This is a genomic window from Chryseobacterium sp. 14P4.3.2, assembly GCF_057799275.1.
This window is the reverse complement of sequence record NZ_JBYOKO010000011.1, coordinates 143872-168827: the sequence shown is the minus strand read 5'-3', so window position 1 is coordinate 168827 and position 24956 is coordinate 143872. Positions and strand designations below refer to the sequence as shown.

The window sequence follows — 24956 nt, the reverse complement described above, 5'->3', positions numbered from 1 at the left end:
ACTAGTCCTGCGGTTTTTTGGTTTATTATGACCATCATCAATTAATAATTCCTGATTGGCAATGCCGGATTAATCATACTTGGTGTATATTTTCTGACCCAAATATTTTCCTCTACTACACAATAATCAGATGATCCCGCAGCCGAATAAGTTACTTTAACATGATAAGTACCATATCCGAAAGATCGCAGATCTATGGAATCGGTAGTCGCAATGACACCTATATGCGCAGGGTCACCAATTTTTGTCCATTCATATGCCGTTGAAGGATTCCCATAGAAACCGGATGAAGTTAAAGTATAAGAAGCCGGATCATTGTTGTCAAAAAGAGCAGCATCCCAGTTTTGATCTTTAAATCCCGAAAAGACCCCCGGATCATAAGCATCAAATACAGTATTTGAATTATTACCCGCGTTTGAGGATTTACTTCCAAAATGAAGTATCAATCCTGATGCGTTAATATCTTTCACATTGGCAAAATCAAAGCTGGTGGGACCACCTTGTACATTAAGCCCGGCACTTGTACCATCTGAAGTACTTTTGAGAAAGATTACAAAGCAGGAGTTTCCGCTTGCATACAATTTATCGGTGACAACCTGTGTACCACCCGATTGCATCTTATATGTTTTTCCAGCGGTAAGGATGAGTTCTTTGATCTCATTTTCTTTCAGAAACGTTCCATCACCCTTGAACTCCACACGATTATAATATGTCTTACCGGTCTGCAAATTTCCCAAACCACCAAATCCCTGAGTATTTTCAAAGGTAACATTGTAATAAGTCTGACCTGCAGCCGGCCCAAGTACAGCGGAAGATTCTAAAAAATGAATATGTGAAGTCCCGGCGTTCACTGTTAATAGAGAAGAATCAGATAGAAAATACCCCCCAACATATTTTATATAGAAATCCGAACTTCCCATATTAATGGTTCTGACCTTTTGTGCATTGTAGTCTGCAGAATACCCCCATGCTAAGGTCACTTTATGATTATTGGTATTCCAGGTTCCGGCATTATGCTCTAATCCTCCTGAAATAGAAAAGTCATCGAGTAAACTTATTGATTTCTCTTCTTCTAAAATTATCTTAGCCTCCAGCAAAACCTCATTACTTTTGATTGTCTTGTCTTCATTACTGTTTCTGTAATATATTTCCCTTACAGTAACTGCCATTCCCTCTTGCCAGATAGATGCTCCATACACATTAAGCTCTTTGCTGAAACCATTTAAAAATGGAGCTACAGTACTTCCTGCAAAGGTAATGTCATGACAATTTGCAATACTGCCAATGGTAATTGTTTTATCTGTTGATGTAAATCCTGACTGAGCGTCGAAAAATACATTATCTAAGGGCCCTGGAAGACAGTAGCCTCCTACTCCGCCACTGGTTTGTGACCAATGTAATATATCACTCCAGGTTCCACTTCCTCCAACCCAGTATAAGTTTTTACCTATACCATCTGAAAATACCCAACCTACATTATTGCCACCATCTACAGAATTTACGGTATTAAATACAGCTCCTCCTGACGCTTTTATATCTTTTAAAATGACTCTCGAAACGTCTATTGAAACTCCGGATCCTGCAACGATTTCCGCTACAACTCCTGGAACGGAAGAGTTAATTGTGATCCACTCTTCACAATTGGAAGCATAAGCTGTCAGTGAAGTCATTACCGTTGTGATTCCGTTCAATGTATAAACCTTACCTTGTTTTAAAATAAGCTCATTGATCTGAGAATCCCAACGCAAGGATCCATCACCCTTAAATTCCACTCTATTAAAATACACATGATCTCCCTGATAAGATCCGTTTAATGTGCCTGAGCTCCCATTTTCAAAAGTGACGTTATGAAATATCTGACCTGTATGAGCATTAAAAACAGAAAAAGAGCCCTGAAAGTAAATATGTGAGGTTCCGGAGTTAACCGTTATAGTGCCGGAACTATTTGTAGAAAAAGTTGCGGAATAGCTATCAGTTACATAAAAATCTGAACTCCCCATATTAACTGTTCGGGGTTTTGATCCCCCATCGGCATAATACTTCCCAACCAAAACCTTATGATTATTGGTATTCCAGGTCCCAGCCATTTGGCTTAATCTACCTGAGAAAGACAGATCATCAAGGAGGTTGACGGTATTCTCTTCTTCAAAAATAATGTCTTCAACTACCGCTAAAACACCATTGCTTTTAATGGTTTTTACTTCTCCTGTATTACGATAATAAAGAGTACCTACATTCACTTGCATACCGGATTGCCATTCGGATATTCCGTAAATATTAAGAACCTGCGTATTTCCTTTCAAAACAGGGGCAACGGTACTACCGGAAAAAATAATATTGTGACAGTAGGAAGCCGATGGTAAGGAAACCTCTTTATCTGTTATCGTAAATCCCGAATTAGCATCAAAAAACACATTATCTGATGGCCCGGGAATACAGAATCCCCCAGCACCTCCACTTGTTTGCGACCAACTTTCTTTTTCATTCCAATTTCCAGACCCTCCTACCCAGTAGAGATTTTGTCCCAAAGCGGCTGGAAAGCTCCATCCTGTATTATTTCCACCATCCGTAGAGTTTGATGCCGTAAATAATGCCCCTCCTGATGCCCCTATATCCCTTAAAACAGTTCTTGAGACATCAATAGTCACTCCATTTATAGCCACAAGTTGAGCTTGAGTACCGGGAGTTGAAGAACTGATCATTGCTATCTCTCCACACCCGGAAGAATGAGATCTAAGTAAGGAAGTTACCGTTTGTGTAGATCCTGATCCTAAAATATAAGTCTTTCCTTCCGAAAAAATAAGTTCTTTAACCTGGTTATCTTTAATCAAATTTCCATTTCCTTTGATTTCCACTCGGTTATAATATACTTTACCGTTCTGAAGACTTCCTAAATATGAGGTTTTCAGAGCATTATCAAAGCTTATATCATAATAAGTCTGGCCAGAAAAAGGTCTTATTCTGCCAACCCCGGAAAAATGAATATGCGAAGTACCAGCATTCAGTGTCAATAAAGCGCTTTCTGTTACAAAACTTTCAGTTATAAAAAATTCTGAACTTCCCATATTGAGGACTCCCGGCTCGGTTAGGTACTGCCCCCAGTAATCTGACAGAGTCACTTTAAAGTTATTGGTATTCCAAATTCCTGCTGCCTGGCGTAATATACCTGAAACAGTAAAGTCATCTGATAAACTTATCGATGTTTTTTCCTGAAAATAAACATTTTTTGCATCCAGAACTACTCCATTGCTTTTTATTGTTTTCGGAGTGTTGCTATTCCTGTAATAAACAGCGGCTATATTACTTATCGTCATTCCGGTCTGCCATTCAGATGAGCCATAGATATTGAGTTCTTTACCGGTTCCTTTCAAAACAGGAACCGTATTGTTTACTGAAAAGACAATATTATTACAGCTTGCCGTCACGTTAAGCGTAACTGTTTTGTTTGTTGAAACAAATCCAGAGTTGGCATCAAAAAATACATTATCAGCAGGTCCCGGGACCACAGAAGGCATGAAGGTTCCTCCCGACGAAGTCCTCCAGTGGTTGATGTCACTCCAGTTTCCACTCCCTCCTACCCAATAATAATTGGCAGCTGATCCTTTTACGAAAAGCAAAAGCAAAAGGAGAAAAAGAAAATATTTAAAATTTTGTTCTCGTTTCATTATGATTTTTAATCCATTAATTAATTTAAAATGTCTGTTAACATATCTTATTTCACCACGAAAACAACATTCATATAGGTAATTTTGCTTGTATCCGCAGTGTTCAGGATACTGTACGTTAATTTTCCATTTGCATCTATTGATACATTAGAAAATATAGTGTCGTCATACCATGTAATGTAATATTCCAGTGCGGAAGCTGCATACACAGGAATATTCCCTGATGCTCCGGTACTGCTTGTCATAGGATTTGTAAATTGATTGCTATAATTAGCATATAAATCTAAAGAACCCACAGTTACCCTGGTATCAATAGGAATAGATGGTGAATAGAAGAACCTGGGTGCATTGTTAAGTACGGGTTCCCATTTGTCTGTAGTATCCTTCCAGTACCAGTAGCCCGGTGCTGTAATATCCTTTGTTGATGCTGTAGAGGCAGAAGTACTGTAGACCAGGGTTCCGGATCTCAGTCCGGCAGTATTTATTGATTCTATATCATTTCCCGACAATTGAGGGAAAGCAATCCCGGCTTTAGTTCCGGACGTATACCCGGCAGGAAGGGTAACATCCAGAGTGGCCTGCGGATTTGTAGTATTCACACCAACCTGTGCGAATCCAAGACCGCAGATCAGTAAAAAAATAGAGGTCATTTTTCTTTTCATAACTATATGTTTTATAAGAATTGTCTATAATAAAAATGGATCATTATCCATACTACAGCAAATCACCAATAATAGGATGTACATGCGTGAGAAAATGGACCATCTCCAAAGAACAGTAAACATATCCTGAAATAACAGCAAGTGCAACAAAAAGGCTGTCACTATTCGCGAATAGTGACAGCCTTTCTGATATAAAAATTAATTAAAAAAAAGAACAACTATCGTTAGTTTATGTACATTATAAAATAATAGTCATTAAAATCCTTCAATAATTAACAATAATTATTCGCTATCAGTTTTTACAAGAATAATGTATACTTTCATAGTTCATTACTGATTCTGTACCCCATATCTTAATCATCAGGAGTAAAATCTCAAAACTTTGTATTATATTTGTTATACAGTTTAATTCACAAAAACTTAAAATATGAAATTCGGCCAGGTAGAGGATCCTTCAAAAATAGATTTCACGTTACCAAAAGATCATTCCAGAACCAAAGAAATTTTAAGTCTAAATAAAAAAGGGTTAGAGAATATTTCCATAGGATGTGCTAAATGGAATAAAACTGATCTGAAGGGATTTTATCCGAAAGGAACGAAAGATGAACTGACCTATTATGCGACGCAATTCAATTCTATTGAACTGAATGCTACGTTCTACGGAATGCCTACTCCTGATCAGGTAAAAACCTGGAAGGAGAAAACTCCCGAAAATTTTAAATTTTTCCCTAAAATCACCAATACGGTTTCTCACTTCAGAAGACTGATTGATGTAACGGATCCGGTTACCCATTTCGCTTCAGCAGTGATTAATTTTGATGAAAAGCTGGGGATGGCCTTTCTTCAGCTTCATGATAATTTCAAGCCTAAAGACTATGACAGGCTGGAAAAATTTGTAAAAGAATGGCCCAAAGAAGTACCTCTGGCTATAGAGCTTAGAAATACGGAATGGTTTACCAACGAAGAAATCCTTAATACAACCTGTGAGCTTTTTGAAGCCCATCATATTACCAATATCATTGTAGATACAGCAGGAAGAAGAGATATGCTTCACATGCGCCTTACGACCCCCAACGCGTTCATCCGCTATGTAGGGGCGAATGCAGAAAGCGATTATAAAAGACTGGATGACTGGATGAAGCATTTAACAAAATGGAAAAAAGAAGGTCTTCAAAATCTGTACTTTTTTGTACACCAGAATATAGAAAAAGCTTCCCCTCTGCTATCGGCCTATTTCATCAAGAAGATGAACCAGGAATGGAAAACCGATATTCATATTCCACAAATGGCAACTGAAAGTACAGGAACTCTTTTTTAAAAGAATTAGACCCTACCTAAAGGGCAATACCTATTTAATAATTTACCTTCAAAAAAATATAAATCCTTTTCATAGCAGAAAAATGTCTACATTAGAGTATACCTTATTTCACTAATAGGGTATGTTTTAAAATAAATATGATGGAAAAGGAAATTTGCAAAATCAGTATTACCAGCAGCTGGCTTGGTGATGAATATACTTTTTATGATAACTCTAAGATAAAAAGAGTATATGACAATCACAGTCTGAATTCTAACAGAATTGAATGGCTGGAACCTCAGCAGATCAGCAAACAGAATAAAGACAGGCTGGTAAGAAGCTGCCCGGAAGAATTTAAGGAACAGATCATGCAGATCCTGAATTATCCTTAGTAAAAAATGATAGGTAATGAGAAGTATAAAAACAATTCATTACCTGTATAATATATTATTTTGTCTTATTTTTTTTCAGCAGAAGTGCGAGATTAAGAAATAAAAGCAGAAAGTCCAAAGTAATCCAGATCCCCAGTTTTGTATTCTCATAATTATAGGCATCCACCTGTTTTTTGGCCGCTTCGGAAAGCTTCATACTCTGATTGATATAATTCTGTACTTCTACAATCTGATCAATATTTTTATTGGGCACAGAGTGTTGGGAAAAGTAGACAAGGTTCTTTTTCCCAAGATATCCTGCGATCCAGTATTCATCAGACTTATCCATTTTAAGATATTCTATTCTGTAATATTCCGGACGTATTTTACCAATGTGCTTCGGTTCCAGCGTTGTTGTTTTATCTGTCTTGCTTACATTAATAAGATAAAAATCGAGGGTCTGCGGAAGTTTATTGACTACCTGCAGTCCAACGGAATTGGCTACAAATGCAACAGCACTTTTCTTAATAAACCAATAGGTAAAAACAGAGATCGAAGAAACTACGGTTACAATGCGAAACAGCTTGGCCCATTTTGCTATAGGCCCCGATTTTACCTTGAATAGAACCAAGGAAAAGATAGAAGCGAGAAATATTATAAAAATAATCAGTGTCATATTCTACAAAGATACTTCTTCTCTGTATTTTATCTATATTTGCCACCAAATTTTAACTTAAACTAACCATGAAAAAAACACTTTCAGGACTTATTTTGTTTAGTATAGCTTCATTTTATGCACAGGTAAAATTCGAAAAAGGGTATATTATAGACCAGAATAATGTAAAAAAAGAGGTTCTCATCAAAAATAAAGGATGGGTAAGCAATCCTGACAATTTCGTTTTCAAAACAGATGAGAATTCAGCCGAAGATAAAGGAACGCCATCTACAATCAAGGAATTCGGGATCTATAACGACTCCAAATATGTTACCTATAATGGAAATATCGACTACTCATCTGATGACATTTCCAGTTTTTCCAACACCAAAGAACCTAAGTTCGTCAAAAGCTCAGTATTCCTGAAAGAGCTTGTTGCCGGAAATAAAAATTTATACACCTACAAAGGTCATATTACAAGGTATTTCTATTCAGAATCAGATTCAACCATTCAACCTTTGATTTATAAAAAATATTTCTTTAACGGAAACAGCTCTCAGGTTGCTACCAATGAACAGTATCTTGATCAGTTAAAAACTATTTTTGCGGATAACACCAATGCTCAGTCTTTAGTAAACAAAACACAGTATACAGCTTCCAGCTTAACGAAAATATTTAAAACTTATAATGGTGAAAATTCTGACGGATCAACAGCTCAGAACAGCGACCAGTCTTTCACTGAAACTAAAAAGAAGCCAAAATTCAACCTTAGTATCAGACCGGGGATTAATTTTTATGCGCCATTGGAGTTGAAGGAATCTTACCGCAATCCCGGTTTCCCTTCAAAATCTAACTTCAGAATTGGTGTGGAAGCAGAATTGGTTTTACCGTTTAATAAGAATAAATGGTCTGTGATCCTTGAGCCTACCTATGCTCAGTATACCAATAAAAAAACAACTATCCGCACAGATGATAATCTGTATAATATGACAATGGACAGCTATTCTTTTATTAGTATTCCTGTAGGGATAAGATATTCTATGTTTTTGAATGAAAAATCAAAAATCTTCGTTAATGTCGCTACCAATGTATTGAATGTAAGAACAAGTTCATCAGCTTCAATAGATGTGGATTACGATAATGCTGTATTTGATAAGATTGCTCTTGCTTCCACTCAAAGCTTCAGAGGTATGTCTCTTGGGGCAGGATTCAATTATCATAACAAATTCAGTGTAGAGGCGAGATTTAGCAGCAGCACAAACATCCTTTATAAGGACCTTCCTCACGCAGATCTTAAATCTTTCTCTTTAATCCTGGGATATAATATTTTCTAATCTACATTCCATTCTTTATAAAACTGGTCGAGGAAATTCAGCATATACTGGTGTCTTTCTTCGGCCATTCTTTTTCCTTCCTCAGTATTCATCAGATCTTTCAGAAGCAACAATTTTTCGTAAAAATGATTGATGGTAGTCCCGTTGGATTTCTTATATTCTTCTTTAGACATTCCTAAATTAGGTTTTAGAGCAGGATCATACATCAGGTTATTTTTGAATCCTCCAAAGTTGAATGTTCTGGCAATTCCAATAGCACCTATAGCGTCAATACGGTCTGCATCCTGTACAATTTTAAGTTCAATGGATGGATTTTCCGGAGCCTGGCTCCTGTTTTTGAATGAGATATTCTCAATCACAAATAAGACCTTTTGGATAATTCCTTCTGAAACATTCTGGCTTTCCAGGAACTCTCTTGAGATTTTTGGGGCAATGGTTTCGTCTCCGTTATGAAATTTAGGGTCTGCGATATCATGTAATAATGCAGATAATTCTACTACTTCCCTGTCACAATCTTCTGTTTCTGCAATCTTTGCAGCAAGTTTCCAGACTCTTTCAATATGAAACCAGTCGTGTCCCGCTTCTGCTCCTTCTAATTTTTCTTTTACAAATTCTATTGTTTTGTTAATCGTACTTTTCATTGATCTATCAGTTCATTTAAAATAATATTCCAGAGCTTATGATTGTAGCTTCTAAAAAAATTAACGTGTCCTATTTCTTTTTTATCAGATTCAGAAGTTCTTACCAACCGGTAAGTGGGTTTAAGATTAGGATAAGTATCATTTAGTAAACTCAGCACTCCCTTTTCTGTTAACCAGACGTCATCTTCAGCCCGAATTACGAATACTTTCTGCGTTAAATTCTTAGAATAATCATCAATTTTCTCCAGCAATCTGTTGGTTGATTTCTTGTTTAAAATTAAGGTTCTCCAGTCATATGCACAATTTTTTGGAAGACTTTCTCCGAGTCCAAACCAATGTGCCGGAAAATACCCTAATAATGAAGTGGTTAATGGCTGAACAATTCCAAAACCAAGGTAGGCTTCAATTTTTGTTTTCAATCTAAGATTACCAACAAAGGCATTTTGTGTTCCTACAAAAACAAATTCTTCAAACATTTTAGAGTCCTCATTCATCCCAAGAATAAGCGCACCTACAGAATGTCCCAGACAATACTTTTTGTATTGAGGAAAATTTTGGGTGATATACTGAGTTAATGTTTTATAATCTTTTGAGCCCCAGATTCTCATAGAGCTTTGAAAACCTCTTATCTTTTGGGGTTTGGAAAGCCCTATACCCCTATAATCATAGGTAATAACAGTAAATCCCTGTTCTGCAAAATAATTGGCAAAGGAAAAATAGACCTGCTGCTTCACCCCTGTTGCTGAGTTAATGAGTAATAGTTTTGCATTACTTTTTTCAGGCTGAAAAAGATGGGCAGTCAGAGAAACATGGTCTTCTGTAGTAAGTATTAGTTTTTCCATATTATAAAAGAAAAAATCCACTATAAAAGTGGACATTTTACATTTATTTTTAAGTTAAATTCTGGACTTTCGATATGCCTTCAATAGTTTTAGGAACGGAAATCTGATATTCTCGGTAATCCTGTTTGAGATCCTTTCCCTCCTGATACCCTTGATGATACTTCATTTCCAAATTTCACACATTCTTCAATGGTGTTTCCATGGCAAAGCGCAATAGCAAAACCTGAGGTAAAAGCATCTCCCATTCCCATCTTATAAACCGTTTCATCTTTATCATTTCTGTAATACTTCATCTCTGTACCGTCAAAATAGATAGTAGAGTTGGTATCATCTCTTACAAAGACCTTATTGAAGTACTTTTTAAGAACGTCTTCTCTTTTCTCCTCGCCGAAAATAATGTACAGTTCGCTGCTTTTAGCTACAATAAAATCAACATTCTCTAAGATTTCTTCGCTGACTCTCATTGCTGGCGAGGCATACAGCCCTACTTTTTTGCCATATTTTTTTGCTTTTCTGATGGTATATTCTACCACTTCCATAGAAACTTCTAGCTGTACCAATACAAGATCTACAGTATGAAAATAGCGGTCTGCTTCGTCTATATGATTCTTATTAAGGTATTTATTGGCGGCAGGCACTACTACAATGGCAGCATTTCCGTGTGAGGTCGTCACATAGGCAGTCCCTGTAGCTTCTTTGTCTGTTTCATATACAAAGCCCACATTTACATTTTCGCCCACCAGATTCCTCATAATCTGCTGACCAAGAGGATCCATTCCTACGCATCCTATAAAATACACGCTTGCTCCCAATCTGGCCGTACCTACAGCCTGATTAGCTCCTTTACCTCCAAAATAGCTGTCTGAATTAACGGCCAAAACCGTTTCATTAGGTAAAGGAAGTTTTTCGGTGTCTAATACCAAATCTATGGATGAGCTTCCTACAACAATAATCCGGGGTTGTTCTGATGAGAAATGCATTGTGTTTTATATTGGCTTTTAAGTTTAATATTTTAAGAAAAATGGTATTTCAAAAGTAACTATTTTTTTATTAACTTATTTCAATAAATTCAGTAATTATCTTTACCGGGGATTGATCTTTATCATAAGCGATATAGCTGGCATAAAAGCCTTCACCATATCCGGTTTCAAAGGCAAATATAGTTCCAGGATGTTCTTCTGAAGGTTTTAGAAAAGCATATTGATCTATAGCTCCGTTTTTATCAAAAAAATGCCCGTGGAAAAATTCTTCATAGATCCCCATGAAATCTCCGCCTTTGCTATTATATAATTTTAGTTCCAGCTCGTTGAGACTGCTTTGAGTATCAACATCCATGAAACATCCCATTCCGCTTTCTACGGGGTATCCAAAGACTTCTCCTTCTGCCAGTTCTTTTACATTCTGCCCCATTGTGGTGGCCAGTTTCCATTCTTTAATTTTAGAATTACTGAATACTATTTCGGCATATGCCACGCAGTTACTATCTCTTTCTTTATGTAACATTACAGAAAAATCTCCTTTCGGAAACTCTGCAGTAAAAGAAAGCATATCATTTGTGATTAATGGATCACAAGCAACCAGCTTTCCACTGGAAAGGTAAATCTTCCCTACTTCAAAACTTTCCAATAACGGACTTTCTACAAAGTCTTTCGAGAATAGTTTTTTTATGTTTTCTAAATGTGTCATTTAATTTATTCTTTATTTTCCGCGTCAGGCTGATTGGAGCTGAAATCTTTTTAATCTCTTGTTCAACATGATCAAAATGATTTTTATTTAACTAATCCCAATAATCATTTATAAGGGCTTCTTTTCTTTCTTCTCCCACCTGTCACTTGTTTCTCAAACGCAGTTGTTTGATTAATGTCATTAAATACATAAAAGAAGACGAGTTCAACTGGTCTTCTTTTATGAGTATAACTTTCAGGAAATCTGCCTGTCTGATACTGAGAAAATCTCAATTCAGCATCACTGATAACTCCTTTATAATAAGACTCATGGAAACATCTTAAAATAGACATGAAATAGTATTTCATCTTATTTTAAAAAGGCTTTTGAACATTCGTTCACAGATTTTACTCTGTGCTCAGCCTGACACTCCAACAAATTAGCCCTAATTTATCTGGATAATCTACAAACTTTTCAGCTTCTCTTCCAAAATCGTAATCTTGTCAAGAGCATCTTTTTGTTTTTTACGCTCTCCTTCTACTACTTCAGGTTTTGCATTGGCAACAAATTTTTCGTTGGAAAGCTTCTTCTCCACTGAGATTAAGAATCCTTTTAAATATTTCAATTCTTCTTCAGTTTTTATTTTTTCCTCACCTAAGTCAAGGTTTTCACTTAAAGGTATAGAAACTTCAGTTGCTCCTACCAGGAAAGTAAAGCTTGGCTTATCTGTTTTCTGTCCAAAATGGATATCAGAAACATTTGCTAATTTTCTTACTACTGCTTCATTGGCAAATTCAGAAGCATTGGTATATATCTCAACTTCTTCTCTAGGTGAAATTCCTTTTGTCTGACGGTAATTTCTAACTCCGGAAATGAATTCTGCTGCCGTTTCAAAGTTTTTGATGATAGTTTCATCAAATTCTCCTCCTGTTTTCTGCTGAGAAATCATTAACGCTTCTTCAATACTTCTTTCCGAAATAGTCTGCCACAATTCTTCTGTTAAGAAAGGCATAAACGGATGAAGTAATTTCATCAATTCTTCAAATAACGCAATTGTTCTGTTATAAACATCTTTAGAGATTCCTTCACCATAGTTTGGTTTAATCGCCTCAAGATACCAACCGCAAAAATCATCCCAAATTAATTTGTAGATCAAATGAAGAGCATCAGAAATTCTGAACTTCTCAAACTGATCATTAATTTCAACAATCGTTTTGTTTAATTTATTTTCGAACCATTCGATGGTCTGAGTCTCTGTTGGGTTTGCAGGTTTATCTTCGTGGTTCCACATATTGATCAAACGGAACGCATTCCAGATCTTTGTGGCAAAGTTTCTTCCCTGAAGCATTAAGTCTTTATCAAAAAGAAGGTCATTTCCGGCAGCTGAACTTAATAAGATACCAACACGAACTCCATCAGCTCCAAATTCAGAGATTAACTCTAGTGGATCTGGAGAGTTTCCTAAAGATTTAGACATCTTTCTTCTCTGGCTGTCTCTTACAATACCTGTAAAATAAACATTTTTGAAAGGAACTTCTTTTCTGTATTCCAATCCGGCCATAATCATTCTGGCTACCCAGAAGAAAATAATATCCGGACCTGTAACAAGGTCAGATGTTGGATAATAGTAGTTGATATCCTTATTTTCAGGGTCAAGTAATCCATCAAATACAGACATCGGCCATAGCCATGATGAAAACCATGTATCTAATGCATCAACATCCTGTCTCAGGCTTTCTACCGTTAATTCCTGATTTCCTGTTTTCTGTATTGCCAGTTCTAAAGCTTCTTCTATAGTTTCAGCTACCACAAAATCTTCATCTCCTGTACCGTAATAGTAAGCAGGAATCTGCTGTCCCCACCAAAGCTGGCGGGAGATATTCCAGTCACGAATGTTTTCCATCCAGTGTCTGTAAGTATTTTTGAATTTTTCAGGATAAAACTTCACCTCATCATCCATTACTACATCCAGTGCAGGTTTAGCAATTTCAGACATTTTAAGGAACCATTGTACTGAAATTTTAGGCTCAATTACAGCTCCTGTTCTTTCAGAAGTTCCCACTTTATTTACATAATCCTCAGCTTTTAACAAAAGATCTTTTTCTTCCAGCTCTTTTGCAATCTGCTTTCTTACGTCAAATCTGTTTTTACCGGCATAATGAAGACCATGTTCATTAAGGTTTCCGTCATCATCCAAAGCATCAATCATTTTCAACTGATGTTTTTGTCCGATTTCGTAATCATTGGTATCGTGTGCCGGAGTAATCTTCAAAGCTCCTGTTCCGAATTCAATGTCAACATATTCGTCTTCAATAATTGGGATTACACGGTTTACGATAGGTACTATTACATTTTTACCTTTCAGGTGGGCATATCTTTCATCATTAGGATTGATACATACGGCAGTATCCCCGAAAATAGTTTCAGGACGCGTTGTAGCAACGGAAAGAAATTCTTCTGAACCTTCGATTTTATACTTAAGGAAATATAATTTCCCATTTTGTTCTTTAAATATTACCTCTTCATCTGAAATATTGGTCTTGGCTTCCGGATCCCAGTTTACCATACGGTATCCTCTGTAGATCAACCCTTTATTATATAAATCGACAAAGCTTTTGATAACCTGCTGAGACAATTTATCTTCCATTGTGAAGCGGGTTCTATCCCAATCACATGAACATCCCAGCTTTTTCAACTGCTCAAGGATTGTTCCTCCATATTTATTTGTCCATTCCCAGGCATGTTCCAGGAATTGCTCGCGGGTAATATCTGACTTGCTGACCCCTTCAGACTTCAATTTAGCAACAACTTTAGCTTCAGTAGCAATTGAAGCGTGATCTGTTCCCGGAATCCAGCAGGCATTAAACCCGCGCATTCTTGCACGGCGGACCAGAACATCTTGAATGGTATTGTTCAGCATATGCCCCATGTGTAAGATCCCCGTCACGTTGGGCGGAGGTATTACCACGGTATATGGCGGCTTGTTATTAGGTTCTGAATGAAAATATTTATTTTCCATCCAGAAGTTGTACCATTTTTGTTCTGTTTCCTGTGGATTGTACTTTTCTGAAATCTGCATAAATTCTATTTCTTTGACTTACGATTTGCAAAAATAGTCTAAAGAAAAAAAATTTTAACCATGAATTAAAATAATTTTTAACTTTGTTTCACAAAATTTATCTAACAAACATATTAACATTCAAGAATATGAAGAAATTAATCGCAGGAATTGCATTATTCGGAACATTTGCTCTTGCATCTGCACAAACTATTACCTTTGATAAAACAACTTTTGACTATGGTACTATCAAGCCTAGCTCAGACGGTACAAGATTCTTTACAGTAACAAATTCAGGTGATAAGCCTTTGATCCTTTCAAATGTAAAACCTTCTTGTGGATGTACTACGCCAGAATTTAGCCAGGATCCTATCATGCCGGGAAAATCTGCTAAAATTAAAGTAGGATACAACACTTCTATTCCTGGAGGTTTCAACAAAATGATTGAGGTTTTCTCTAACGACCCTGCAAACAGCAGAAGCGTAATCTACATTAAAGGTAACGTAGATGCTAATGCCCCTGACCCAAAACCATTGACTCCTGCGGAACAGAAAGAAGCTGCTAAAGCTGAGAAAAAAGCGGCAAAAGTAGCTAAAAAGGCTGCCGCAAATTAATCTCTACTCAAAAAAATAAAGGAACCGTCTCTACAGAGGCGGTTTTTTTATTACATTTATATCAGTAATAGACAGCAGATAACATGTTTCAGGGAATGGATCTCTGATTGCATATCATAAAGCATTGAAATTTTCCCGGAACCTATTTATGTTTTAGCTAAAGCCGGGAGGAATTCTAGTTATTTCTGAAAGCGGACTAAATTTTGCTCTTATTAAATCTTAATAATTTAATCTTAAAAAATATATGGACACCAATTTCTCAGATGATTTTAAAGTAAACGGAAAATTCTCAATAAAGAAATCCTCAACTTCATATAAAGGCAAACTCACCAAAGATGAAGGAGCCCAATTATTAATTCAGGAAAAAGAAAAACTGCGTGAATTGCAGGAAAAATTATATGCTGACGGAAGTCAATCTCTTTTAGTCGTTTTACAAGCCATGGATGCTGCCGGAAAAGACAGCATGATAGAACATGTGTTCGGAGGGGTAAACCCACAGGGTTGTAATGTAACCAGCTTTAAAACTCCAAGTCCCAAAGAATATTCTCATGATTTTTTATGGAGACACTATATTGCATTACCCCAAAAAGGGATGATTGGAATTTTCAACCGTTCACATTATGAAAATGTATTGGTATGTAAGGTGCATCCTGAGTATAATTTAAGCGAAAAGACCTGGTCTTCTGTAAAAGAGTTCAATAATGAATTCTGGGAAAACAGGTATGAAAGCATTCGAAATTTTGAAAAACACCTTGCACAAAACGGAACAACCATTGTGAAGATCTTTTTAAATGTCTCTAAGGATGAGCAGAAAAAAAGACTTCTGGACAGAATTAACGAGCAGGAAAAAAACTGGAAATTCTCTGCCGCTGACCTTCCGGAAAGAGCATTATTTGATCAATATATGGAATGTTATGAGACCGCTATCAATGAAACTTCAAAAGATCATGCTCCATGGTATGTACTTCCTGCCGACAACAAATGGTTTGCCAGAGTAGCAGCAGTACAGATCATTATAGACACTTTAGAAAAAATGAATCTGAAATATCCTCAGCTTTCCGATAAAGATAAAGAAGATCTTCAGAAGGCAAAAAAACAACTGGAAAACGAATAGTATAAAGAAAGAGAGAGAATGGAAGTTTGAAGAAAAATAAATCTGTATTTTTAACTTCAAGCTTCTATTTCTTTTGGTAAAAAAATCACGAGAAAATCTATAAGCCGGATTTTGTACTTCCGAAGAAGTGCCTGTTATTTATCTACGCTTTACATTGCTGCAAAGCTTGAGCTGATTACCCCTCGGCTTTCAGGACGAGCCGCCCCTATTTCCATTGCTGAAAAGAACCGATATACTTACCATTGCACCGCAAAGAGTTTACCTGGTTTCACTACAGCCGAACTGTACTTGCTTTCTGTTGCACTTGTCCTACCCTCACGGGTGACGGATGTTATCCGCTTTGCTGCTCTATGGTGTCCGGACTTTCCTACCTCCTGCAAAACAGGAAATCAACAAGCCGATTTTCTCGCGATTGCAAAGATACATAAATTTAAGGAAGGGAAGCTGTAAAACAGGCAAAGAAAGCGGGAAAGACTGAAATACAAATAAGTAAATACGTACGCTGTGTTTTCTTTTCTTTTTTGGTCTTTTACAATTTTACAATTATAATTCTTCATCTATTAGTACATTATTATTATCTTCGTGCCATTATACATCTATGAATTCCAGAGAAAAAGAATTTGCGCAGCTTATCAAAGATAATCAGGGTCTGATTATTAAGGTATCTCGTCTGTATACCAATTCTCTGGAGGATGAGGAAGATCTTTTTCAGGAGATTGTGTTACAACTTTGGAGAAGTTACGACTCATTCAAAGGGAATTCTAAAATTTCCACGTGGATGTACCGTGTAGCGCTCAATACAGCCATTACGCTCTTTAGAAAAAAAAGCAAAAGCCTTCCTACTAATGAACTGGACATCAACCACAAAGATTTTGTGGAAGATGATGATGAAAAACAGCAGCAGATATCGCTTTTGTATACTGTAATCAAGACTCTTCCTAATGTAGAAAGAGCCATCGTCATGATGTATCTGGACGATCTGCCTTACAAGGATATTGCAGAAAATCTAGGTATCACTGAAGTCAATGCACGAGTAAAAATGAACAGATTAAAGAAAACCCTTAAAGAACAGATGGAAAAATATGCCTGAATTTGATTTAGATAGCTTTAAGAAAACCTGGCAGGAACAACCTGTGCAGCCTAAATATGACAACAGTGAGATTCTTCAGATGTTGAATAGAAAATCACGCAACTATGTAAAGTATATTTTCTGGATCAGTGTTGTGGAATTCCTGTTCTTTTCTGTACTGGGATTATTCTATTTCTTCCAGGAGGAAGAATCTGACAGTTTCCGAAAAATGCTGGAAAGAGTGGGTGCACAAGAAGCTCCTGAAGTAGAAAGCAATTTTGGTCATGTTTATTTAGCTATAAAAATATTAAGTTTATTGATTACGGCTTATTTTGTCCTGAAATTCTATCAGAATTACCGAAAAATAAAGATTGAGGAAAATCTGAAAGGACTTATAACCCGGATCATCAAATTCAAAACAACCGTTAATGCCTTTATTCTGATTAGTATTGTATTGCTTATTGCATTCGCATTTGTACTGACTGCTTTTATATTTTATACTTTAAATTCTCAAAATATACAGCCTACCAACTCCAATCTTACGATCATTATTGTTGGCCTTGCTGTCAGCACACTGCTTGCCATATCTATGATCTGGCTTTATTACAGACTGGTATATGGTATCATTATTAAAAAACTTGATAAGAATTTAAAACAGCTTAAAGAAATAGATTCTCAGGAAAATTGATCCACATAGGCGTAGTTCAGGATATAATTATTAATTTTATTCCACCAAATCTTAAACTATGCCCTTATCTTATGTTTATGGAACATCAGAGGTTCCATTATTAGGACAGACCATTGGAGGAAATCTTAAATGTACTGTCGAAAAATATCCCCATCAGGAAGCGTTAGTCTCCGTTCACCAGAATTACAGAGCTACTTATCAGGAATTTTATAATCAGACCACTGCTGTGGCCAAAGCTCTCTTATTTTTAGGGGCAAAAGCAGGTGACAGAATCGGAATCTGGGCTTCCAATCGTTATGAATGGGTCCTTCTTCAATATGCTACTGCCAGGATAGGAAGTATTTTAGTTAATATCAACCCTGCCTACCGAACTCATGAACTGACTTATGTAATCAATCAGTCCGGAATTCGTTTTATTTTTTCTTCTTTACATTTTAAAACCAGCAACTATAGGGAAATGGTGGAATATGCAAAAGAAGTATGCCCCACTTTGAAGCATGAAATATTCTTCGATGATAACTGGGAAGAATTTGTCAACAACGGACAGGAAATTTCGGATGAAGTTCTTCACAGTTTTGAGGAGCATGTACAGTTTGACGATCCTGTTAACATTCAATATACCTCAGGAACTACGGGTTTCCCAAAAGGGGTTACTCTTTCTCATCATAATATTTTAAACAACGGCTACTTCATCGGTGTAAGATTGAAATATACAGAGAAAGACCGTGTATGTATTCCTGTTCCTTTTTATCACTGCTTTGGAATGGTGATTGGAAATATGTGCTGCACTGCCCATGGTGCCTGTATGGTAATTCCTAATGACAGTTTTGATCCGGAAATTACATTAAAAGCTGTTTCAGACGAGAAATGTACTTCTTTATATGGTGTTCCCACGATGTTTATCGCTGAACTGGCTGTAAAGAATTTCAACACCTATGATTTTTCAAGCTTAAGAACCGGAGTGATGGCAGGATCTGTCTGCCCACCGGAAATCATGAAAAAGGTGGAGAATCTTATGAACATTAAGGAAATGAGCATCTGCTATGGGATGACAGAAACCTCACCCGTGTCTACCCAGACACTGATTGGAACACCGCTGGAAAAGCAGGTCAGTACTGTAGGAACTGTTCAGGATCATCTGGAAATAAAAATTATTGATGAAAACGGCAGAATCCTTGAACGCGGTGAACATGGTGAGCTGTGTACAAGAGGCTACTCTGTGATGCTGAAATACTGGAATGATCCTGAAAATACAAGAAAAGTACTGGATGATGCCCGCTGGATGCATACCGGAGATATGGCTGTCATGGACAAAAATGGATATATTACGATTTCCGGCAGGATTAAAGACCTTATTATCCGGGGTGGAGAAAACATCTCACCTAAGGAAATTGAGGATTTTCTTTACACGTATACCAACATTCTGGATGTTCAGATCATCGGAGTTCCAAGTGAAAAGTTTGGAGAGGAAGTGATGGCCTGGGTAAAAGTGAGGAAAGGATTCACCCTTACGAAAGAAGAACTTGAGGAATACTGTAAAGGAAGAATTGCCCATTATAAAGTACCAAAATACTGGAAATTTGTAGATGAGTTTCCTATGACGATTTCCGGAAAGATAAGAAAAGTGGAAATGCGGGAAATTTCTATGAAAGAACTCGGAATGGAAATTAATAAAGTCTAGCCCCTCTGCATAAAGTACTGATACGCGTTTAAGAATAGTAAACGAAGGCTTTACCAGCGGCATTTGCACTTTTTAACCTGTAAAAAAACAAAAAAGCATTTCAGATTGAAATGCTTTTTCTCTTTCTATACTTTAAAGTTCTTTTCTTAATCTTGCGACAGGAATATTAAGCTGTTCACGATATTTTGCAATCGTTCTTCTTGCAATATTATACCCCTGTTCTTTTAAAATGACCACTAAGGCATCATCTGTGAGTGGTTTCCTCTTATTCTCTTTACTGATTACTTCCTGAAGGTGAGTTTTGATCTCTTTGGTAGAAACCTCTTCTCCATCATCATTCGTTAAGCTGTCTGAGAATAAATCTTTAAGATATACAATACCATTAGGGGTATCTGCATATTTACTTTTTACAACTCTTGAAATCGTTGAGATATCAAATCCTGTAATATCTGCAATATCTTTTAAGATCATTGGTTTCAGTGATTTTTCGTCTCCCGTGATGAAATAATCTTTCTGGAACTTCACAATAGCTGTAATCGTCTGTAATAAGGTATTCTGACGCTGATTAATAGCATCGATATACCATTTTGCCGCATCCAGTTTTTGTTTGATAAATAGTGCTGCCTGCTTATGCTCTGATGAATTTTTATCATGAGAATAAGTTGTTAGAATGTCTTTATATTCTTCAGAAACTCTTAAGGTAGGTGCATTTTTACTGTTAAGCATTGGAATTACCATACCGTCTTTCACCTGAATTACAAAATCCGGAATGATTTCCTGATTAATTGTAATCGTCTGTGTATCAAAGTTCCCGCCTACTTTAGGTGATAACTTAGAGATTTCATCAAGAGCATCTTTAAGATCTTCTTCTTCAATATCATATTTCTGAATAATCTTGTTATAATGCTTATTTGTCAAAGCATCAAACTGATTTCTTAAAATATTGGCGGCCAGAGAAACTGCTTTATCAGAGCTTACTTTCTTCTCGATCTGCAACAGTAAACATTCCTGTAATCCTCTTGCTCCTACTCCTGACGGGTCCAGTTTCTGAACATAGTTCTCAAGGATATCTTCAATTTTTTCTTTGGTGGTATAAATTCCCTGTGAGAAAGCCAGATCGTCTACAATAGATTTGATCTCTCTTCTCAGATATCCGTCTGTATCTAAGTTTCCGATAAGGTATTCTGCAATTTTCAGATCCTCATTATTGATATTTACCAAATGGATCTGCTCCATCAAATAATCATATAACGACTGTCCTTCTGTCAAGAGACTCTCATTGTCAAACTCTTCATCATCCGGAGAGTAGTTGCTGGATGCGGTTTTATAGCCTGGTTCATCGTCATAGATATAATCATTAACGTCGAAATCCGTTTCAATACTTTCTGTACCTTCATCCTGATAAGCGTCCTCCAAAGAAGAATACTCATCTTCTTTAGAATCCTCTTTGGCAATTTCCAAAGCAGGGTTTTCTTCTAACTCTCTCTCCAACTCCTCTTCAAATTCAAGAGTATGAAGCTGAATAAGCTTCATCAACTGGATCTGCTGAGGGGCCAGCTTCTGTCCTAATTTGAGTTGTAAGTGTTGTTTAAGCATATTCTTATTTGCGTTTTAACATAACATATTCTACGAATTTAATAAATTTATTTGATAAAAAATACATTTAGCATGATTTTTGCATTATACTCCTTACATAATAAACTACTAAAAAATAAAAAAAGCCTTCATCATCAGATAAGGCTTTTTTTTATTACTCTAGAATTCAGCGCTTTTCGGCGTTCTTGGGAAAGGAATTACATCCCTGATGTTTGTCATTCCCGTTACAAAAAGAACAAGTCTTTCTAACCCTAAACCGAAGCCTGCATGAGGTACAGAACCAAATTTTCGGGTATCAAGATACCACCAAAGTTCGTGCTCATCTACATGCATATCTGCCATTTTCTGTTTTAATACATCTAATCTTGCTTCTCTTTCTGATCCTCCGATGATTTCTCCGATACCCGGGAACAATACATCCATTGCGGCAACGGTCTTATTGTCATCGTTCAGTTTCATATAGAAAGCTTTGATTTCTTTCGGATAGTCAAATAAGACTACCGGGCTTTCAAAGTGTTTTTCTACAAGATATCTTTCATGCTCAGACTGAAGGTCAGTTCCCCATTCTTCAATAGGGTAAACAAATTTTCCTTTTTTGTTTTCTTTAGAGTTCAGTAAAATCTCGATTGCTTCTGTATAGCTTACACGTTTAAAACGTTTAGCAACTACATTCTGAAGCTTTTCGATAAGACCTTCTTTTGCTCTTTCTTTTTCCGGTTTTGTTTTCTGTTCTTCTGCAAAACGATTGTCTAAGAAATCAAGATCATCTTTGCAGTTATCCAATACATACTGAATTACATATTTTAAGAAATCTTCCGCAAGGTCGATATTGTCTTCAAGATTGTTGAATGCTACTTCCGGCTCAATCATCCAGAATTCAGCAAGGTGTCTTGTTGTGTTTGAATTTTCAGCACGGAAAGTAGGTCCGAATGTATAGATTCTTCCTAATCCCATTGCTGCAGTTTCTCCTTCCAGCTGTCCTGAAACAGTAAGGTTGGTCTTCTTTCCAAAGAAATCCTGAGCAAAATCAATCTCTCCATCTTCGGTTCTCGGCATATTATTCAGATCGAAGTTGGTTACCCCAAACATCTCTCCTGCCCCTTCTGCATCTGCTCCCGTAATTACCGGTGTGTTGATATAGAAAAACTGATTTTTGTTGAAGAATGAATGAACAGCAAAGCTGACTGCGTGACGTACTCTGAAAATAGCACCAAACAGGTTGGTTCTGAATCTTAAATGCGCCTGCTCTCTTAAAACCTCTAATGAGTGTTTTTTCGGCTGTAAAATCGTTTTATCCCTGTCTTCCGTGAAGTTATCCCCTAAAATAATAATTTTTTTAGCAACAATTTCTACAGTTTGCCCTGCTCCCTGACTTTCTACCACTTCACCAATAATCTTTAGAGAAGCTGCAGTACTTATCTTACCGATAATTTCTTTGTCAAAATTTTCAAAGTCAACAACTATCTGCAAATTATTAATCGTAGAACCATCATTAAGTGCTATAAAGCGATTGGCACGGAAAGATCTTACCCATCCGTATACTGTAATGTCATGATGTAATACTTTTTTGTAGTCCTGTAGGACTTCTTTAATCGTTTGCTTTTTCATTTGTTGATGATAAATTTTTTATGTAAAAATTAATGTTGGCAAAGTTACAAAAAAACAGCGCAACTTAATGGTTACGCCGTCTTTAAAAATCATTTATCAAGTATTTAAACTTCCAGTTCAAGAAAACTATCTTTTTCAGCTGCTGATCCTCCTTCACTTTTATAGTTTAATTTCAATTCTATGGGATCTAAAAATCTACATAAATTTGAACTGAATACACTCATCTTATCACTTTTAAAAAGAATAAATAAATTTATTCTGAGTTTTCATGGAATAGTTTTTAATGTATAGAAATGGTTATTAGTTTTAAGTGATACTTTTTTATATTCCGAATGTATTTTGTGAATTTTGCTTTAATTACTTTGTGTTTTTTTAAATGATCATTACTTCTACGTTTCTAACTTTTCTGAATAATTACTTTATGAATTACATCAGTCAATTTTTCTAATTATTAAACATTTCCAACTTGATTCGCATTTGGCTTCTCTTCATCTTGTAATGTGCACATACAAAATATGATAATTGTGTTTTTACCTCTGAAGCAAAGATGCGGCAAAAGAGAATATTGAAACAAGTAAATAGTCTATAAATTCATAAATTTATAGACATAAAATCATGAATTTACATTATTTAAACAATTGATATAAAGTAAATTAAATCTAAATCGACTTTATATTTTCAATTTCTTTCAGATAGACAGAAAGGGGTGTTCCTGTTCGTTTTTTAAAGGCTAAAGTGAAAGCCTGCTCGTTATTATAGCCTAATTCTTCGGCGATAAAAGGTAACTTGTAAGACCTAAATTTTCTGTCACTGGCCAATCTGCTGATGGCATAATCAATACGGAGGTCATTAAGGTAAGTTGCAAAATTTTTCCCTTTGTAAGTATTGATAGTTTCGGACAGGTATCTGGAATTGGTTTTTATTTTTTTTGCCAAACTCCCTAGTGTGATTCCCTTGTTTAAAAACTGATCTTTACTTTCGAAGACTTCAAGTTCTTTTAAAATATTCTGAACGATATCTTCGGAAATTATTTTGGAAGATGTATTTTCTGCATCCTCCACCGGCAGATTATTGGGCAATGCTCTATTCTTTAATTCAATATCTTCACTGACTCTATTTTCACTCACAGACTGTATAAGGTCCTGAGCAATCTTTTTATACTTCTTTTCGGATTTTTTGTATTTAAAATAAAAGTTGATAAACAGCAGGTGTGATATCAATAATAAACTGATAACAATATAAAAAAGTGATTTTCTATATTTAAGTTCGTTGGATATCAGTTCTTTTTCCAATTCCAGCTTAGGGGCATCATAGCGCCTGGGAAGTTCCCGGGATATATACCTGAACTGGGTGTCAAGAATCTGATCAACTTCTAAAAAGCGTTCGACGTAGTACAGCTGATTTTCTTTATCATTATTACTTTTATAATAATTGATAAGATAGGTGTACACCTCTCTAAGCTCCGGATATACATAATGGGTTTTAAAAACCATAGAATCTATCTTTCTAAAACAGGTTATCGCTTTATCTTTTTCCTGAAGCCCTGCATAGGATTTTCCTAAGTTTAAAAGGGTATAATTCTCGTTTCTCTTACTTGGGTTATAGGTGGTAAAGAAATATTTTTGGCACTGAAGCAAATTATCAATGGCCATTTGATAATTTTTTAATTGCAGGTTATAATAGCCCAGTAGTCCCAAATTTTGATGATAGGCATATACATTATCATTTTTTTTAGAAGACTGCAAACCCTCCTGTATTAATGTATATGCAGAATCCATTTTATTAATTTCTATATAGGCATCCGCTAAGTTGAACCTCAGGTTATCATGTTCAGTTTCATCCAGATAATCAGCATTATATAAATAGTGTCTAAAAGTTTTAGCTGTTTCAGCGTGCTTCCCGATATAATTATTCAGAGAAGCAATACTGATATGCGCCATGGCAATCTGCTTTTTATTTCTTTTCTCTTTGGCATATTTTAGACCTAAGATATAATTATTGAGGGCAGCCTGAAGGTTGTCAAATCTCAAATTCAGATTGCCTCTTAATAGATAGATTCTTGCAGGGTAATAATTTTCTGTGGAATTTTTGGTGATCAGCTGAAGACTGTCAATATATTTTAAGGCATTGGGTAAGGTTTCATCAAAGTGCATCATCACATAACCTTCAGCAATGTGGGTGTTATTTTTCTCCAGTTTGGCTTTTTTCAGGTAATATTTTGCGATGTTACGTTTACTCCCAACATCCCAGGTTTTTCCGTTATAGAATTCCTTTTCCAATTCCTGATAAGTCCTTTTTTCAGAAAGGCCCTTTTCTATATTATTGGTTTGTGCTTGGAATATGTTACACACAATTAATAATAGGATCAAATAATTTATTTTCATCACTTATTCAGG

At 36.1% G+C, this 24956-nt stretch carries 20 protein-coding genes and 1 other RNA gene; 8 read left to right on the top strand and 13 right to left on the bottom strand.

Annotation, left to right across the window (positions count from 1 at the left end; translation table 11 throughout):
* Nucleotides 1-41: 41 nt before the first annotated feature.
* Both AC27VX_RS16535 and AC27VX_RS16530 read right to left on the bottom strand, forming a co-directional pair.
* A complete protein-coding gene (locus AC27VX_RS16535; protein WP_488696717.1) occupies nt 42-3665 on the bottom strand; it encodes a hypothetical protein in 3624 nt (1207 codons plus the stop codon).
* 47 nt (nt 3666-3712) lie between these two features.
* Complete coding sequence (locus AC27VX_RS16530) at nt 3713-4327, bottom strand: hypothetical protein (protein ID WP_488696715.1); 615 nt, start codon at nt 4325-4327, stop codon at nt 3713-3715.
* Between the two features lie 427 nt (nt 4328-4754).
* On the opposite strand from AC27VX_RS16530, the gene AC27VX_RS16525 reads away from it, so the two are divergent.
* Entirely contained in the window at nt 4755-5645 is an 891-nt protein-coding gene (locus tag AC27VX_RS16525; RefSeq protein WP_488696714.1) for a DUF72 domain-containing protein, read from the top strand.
* Nucleotides 5646-5785: 140 nt separating this feature from the next.
* Entirely contained in the window at nt 5786-6016 is a 231-nt protein-coding gene (locus AC27VX_RS16520) for a hypothetical protein (protein ID WP_300686354.1), read from the top strand.
* 55 nt (nt 6017-6071) lie between these two features.
* On the opposite strand, the gene AC27VX_RS16515 is transcribed toward AC27VX_RS16520, so the two are convergent.
* Nucleotides 6072-6671 (bottom strand): hypothetical protein, encoded by a 600-nt coding sequence (locus AC27VX_RS16515; RefSeq protein ID WP_236855776.1) that lies wholly within the window; start codon nt 6669-6671, stop codon nt 6072-6074.
* A gap of 68 nt (nt 6672-6739) precedes the next feature.
* On the opposite strand from AC27VX_RS16515, the gene AC27VX_RS16510 reads away from it, so the two are divergent.
* Entirely contained in the window at nt 6740-7984 is a 1245-nt protein-coding gene (locus AC27VX_RS16510; RefSeq protein ID WP_236855777.1) for an outer membrane beta-barrel protein, read from the top strand.
* Here the strand turns inward: AC27VX_RS16510 and AC27VX_RS16505 are convergent.
* The 6 genes from AC27VX_RS16505 to AC27VX_RS16480 all read right to left on the bottom strand — a co-directional run bounded on the left by AC27VX_RS16505 (nt 7981) and on the right by AC27VX_RS16480 (nt 14211).
* On the bottom strand, nt 7981-8625 hold the full coding sequence (locus AC27VX_RS16505) for an HD domain-containing protein (protein ID WP_488696711.1): 645 nt from the start codon (nt 8623-8625) through the stop codon (nt 7981-7983). The genes AC27VX_RS16510 and AC27VX_RS16505 overlap by 4 nt on opposite strands.
* Nucleotides 8622-9467 (bottom strand): alpha/beta hydrolase family protein, encoded by an 846-nt coding sequence (locus AC27VX_RS16500; RefSeq protein WP_488696709.1) that lies wholly within the window; start codon nt 9465-9467, stop codon nt 8622-8624. The genes AC27VX_RS16505 and AC27VX_RS16500 overlap by 4 nt, the downstream gene beginning before the upstream one ends.
* Nucleotides 9468-9556: 89 nt before the next feature.
* Nucleotides 9557-10447, bottom strand: a complete 891-nt coding sequence (locus tag AC27VX_RS16495) for a ribokinase (protein ID WP_236855780.1) — start codon at nt 10445-10447, stop codon at nt 9557-9559.
* Nucleotides 10448-10517: 70 nt separating this feature from the next.
* Nucleotides 10518-11153, bottom strand: a complete 636-nt coding sequence (locus tag AC27VX_RS16490; RefSeq protein WP_236855781.1) for a DUF4241 domain-containing protein — start codon at nt 11151-11153, stop codon at nt 10518-10520.
* 104 nt (nt 11154-11257) lie between these two features.
* The gene (locus AC27VX_RS16485) at nt 11258-11500 is read right to left on the bottom strand and encodes a GIY-YIG nuclease family protein (protein WP_236855782.1); all 243 of its coding nucleotides are present in this window, start codon (nt 11498-11500) and stop codon (nt 11258-11260) included.
* 95 nt (nt 11501-11595) lie between these two features.
* The gene (locus AC27VX_RS16480) at nt 11596-14211 is read right to left on the bottom strand and encodes a valine--tRNA ligase (protein ID WP_488696706.1); all 2616 of its coding nucleotides are present in this window, start codon (nt 14209-14211) and stop codon (nt 11596-11598) included.
* Nucleotides 14212-14339: 128 nt separating this feature from the next.
* On the opposite strand from AC27VX_RS16480, the gene AC27VX_RS16475 reads away from it, so the two are divergent.
* Both AC27VX_RS16475 and AC27VX_RS16470 read left to right on the top strand, forming a co-directional pair.
* On the top strand, nt 14340-14804 hold the full coding sequence (locus tag AC27VX_RS16475; RefSeq protein WP_236855784.1) for a DUF1573 domain-containing protein: 465 nt from the start codon (nt 14340-14342) through the stop codon (nt 14802-14804).
* Between the two features lie 244 nt (nt 14805-15048).
* Nucleotides 15049-15918, top strand: a complete 870-nt coding sequence (locus AC27VX_RS16470; protein ID WP_236855785.1) for a polyphosphate kinase 2 family protein — start codon at nt 15049-15051, stop codon at nt 15916-15918.
* Between the two features lie 84 nt (nt 15919-16002).
* Here the strand turns inward: AC27VX_RS16470 and rnpB are convergent.
* An RNA gene (gene rnpB / locus AC27VX_RS16465) (RNase P RNA component class A) lies at nt 16003-16327 on the bottom strand.
* A gap of 189 nt (nt 16328-16516) precedes the next feature.
* Between rnpB and AC27VX_RS16460 the strand changes: the two genes are divergently transcribed.
* From AC27VX_RS16460 to AC27VX_RS16450, 3 genes are read left to right on the top strand one after another with little or no spacing between them, the layout of a single operon-like run.
* Complete coding sequence (locus AC27VX_RS16460) at nt 16517-17008, top strand: RNA polymerase sigma factor (RefSeq protein ID WP_236855786.1); 492 nt, start codon at nt 16517-16519, stop codon at nt 17006-17008.
* A complete protein-coding gene (locus AC27VX_RS16455; protein ID WP_236855787.1) occupies nt 17001-17675 on the top strand; it encodes a DUF8845 family protein in 675 nt (224 codons plus the stop codon). Before AC27VX_RS16460 ends, AC27VX_RS16455 begins: the two co-directional genes overlap by 8 nt.
* Before the next feature lie 58 nt (nt 17676-17733).
* Entirely contained in the window at nt 17734-19356 is a 1623-nt protein-coding gene (locus tag AC27VX_RS16450; RefSeq protein ID WP_236855788.1) for an AMP-binding protein, read from the top strand.
* A 132-nt stretch (nt 19357-19488) separates the two neighbouring features.
* Here the strand turns inward: AC27VX_RS16450 and rpoN are convergent, their stop codons facing one another.
* The 3 genes from rpoN to AC27VX_RS16435 form a co-directional block, all read right to left on the bottom strand.
* A complete protein-coding gene (gene rpoN, locus AC27VX_RS16445; protein ID WP_236855789.1) occupies nt 19489-20952 on the bottom strand; it encodes an RNA polymerase factor sigma-54 in 1464 nt (487 codons plus the stop codon).
* Between the two features lie 159 nt (nt 20953-21111).
* Nucleotides 21112-22560 (bottom strand): asparagine--tRNA ligase, encoded by a 1449-nt coding sequence (asnS, locus tag AC27VX_RS16440; RefSeq protein WP_488696702.1) that lies wholly within the window; start codon nt 22558-22560, stop codon nt 21112-21114.
* 659 nt (nt 22561-23219) lie between these two features.
* Nucleotides 23220-24929 carry a helix-turn-helix domain-containing protein gene (locus AC27VX_RS16435; RefSeq protein ID WP_488696700.1) on the bottom strand — a complete coding sequence of 570 codons (1710 nt, stop codon included), beginning with the start codon at nt 24927-24929 and terminating at the stop codon, nt 23220-23222.
* Nucleotides 24930-24956 lie beyond the last annotated feature (27 nt).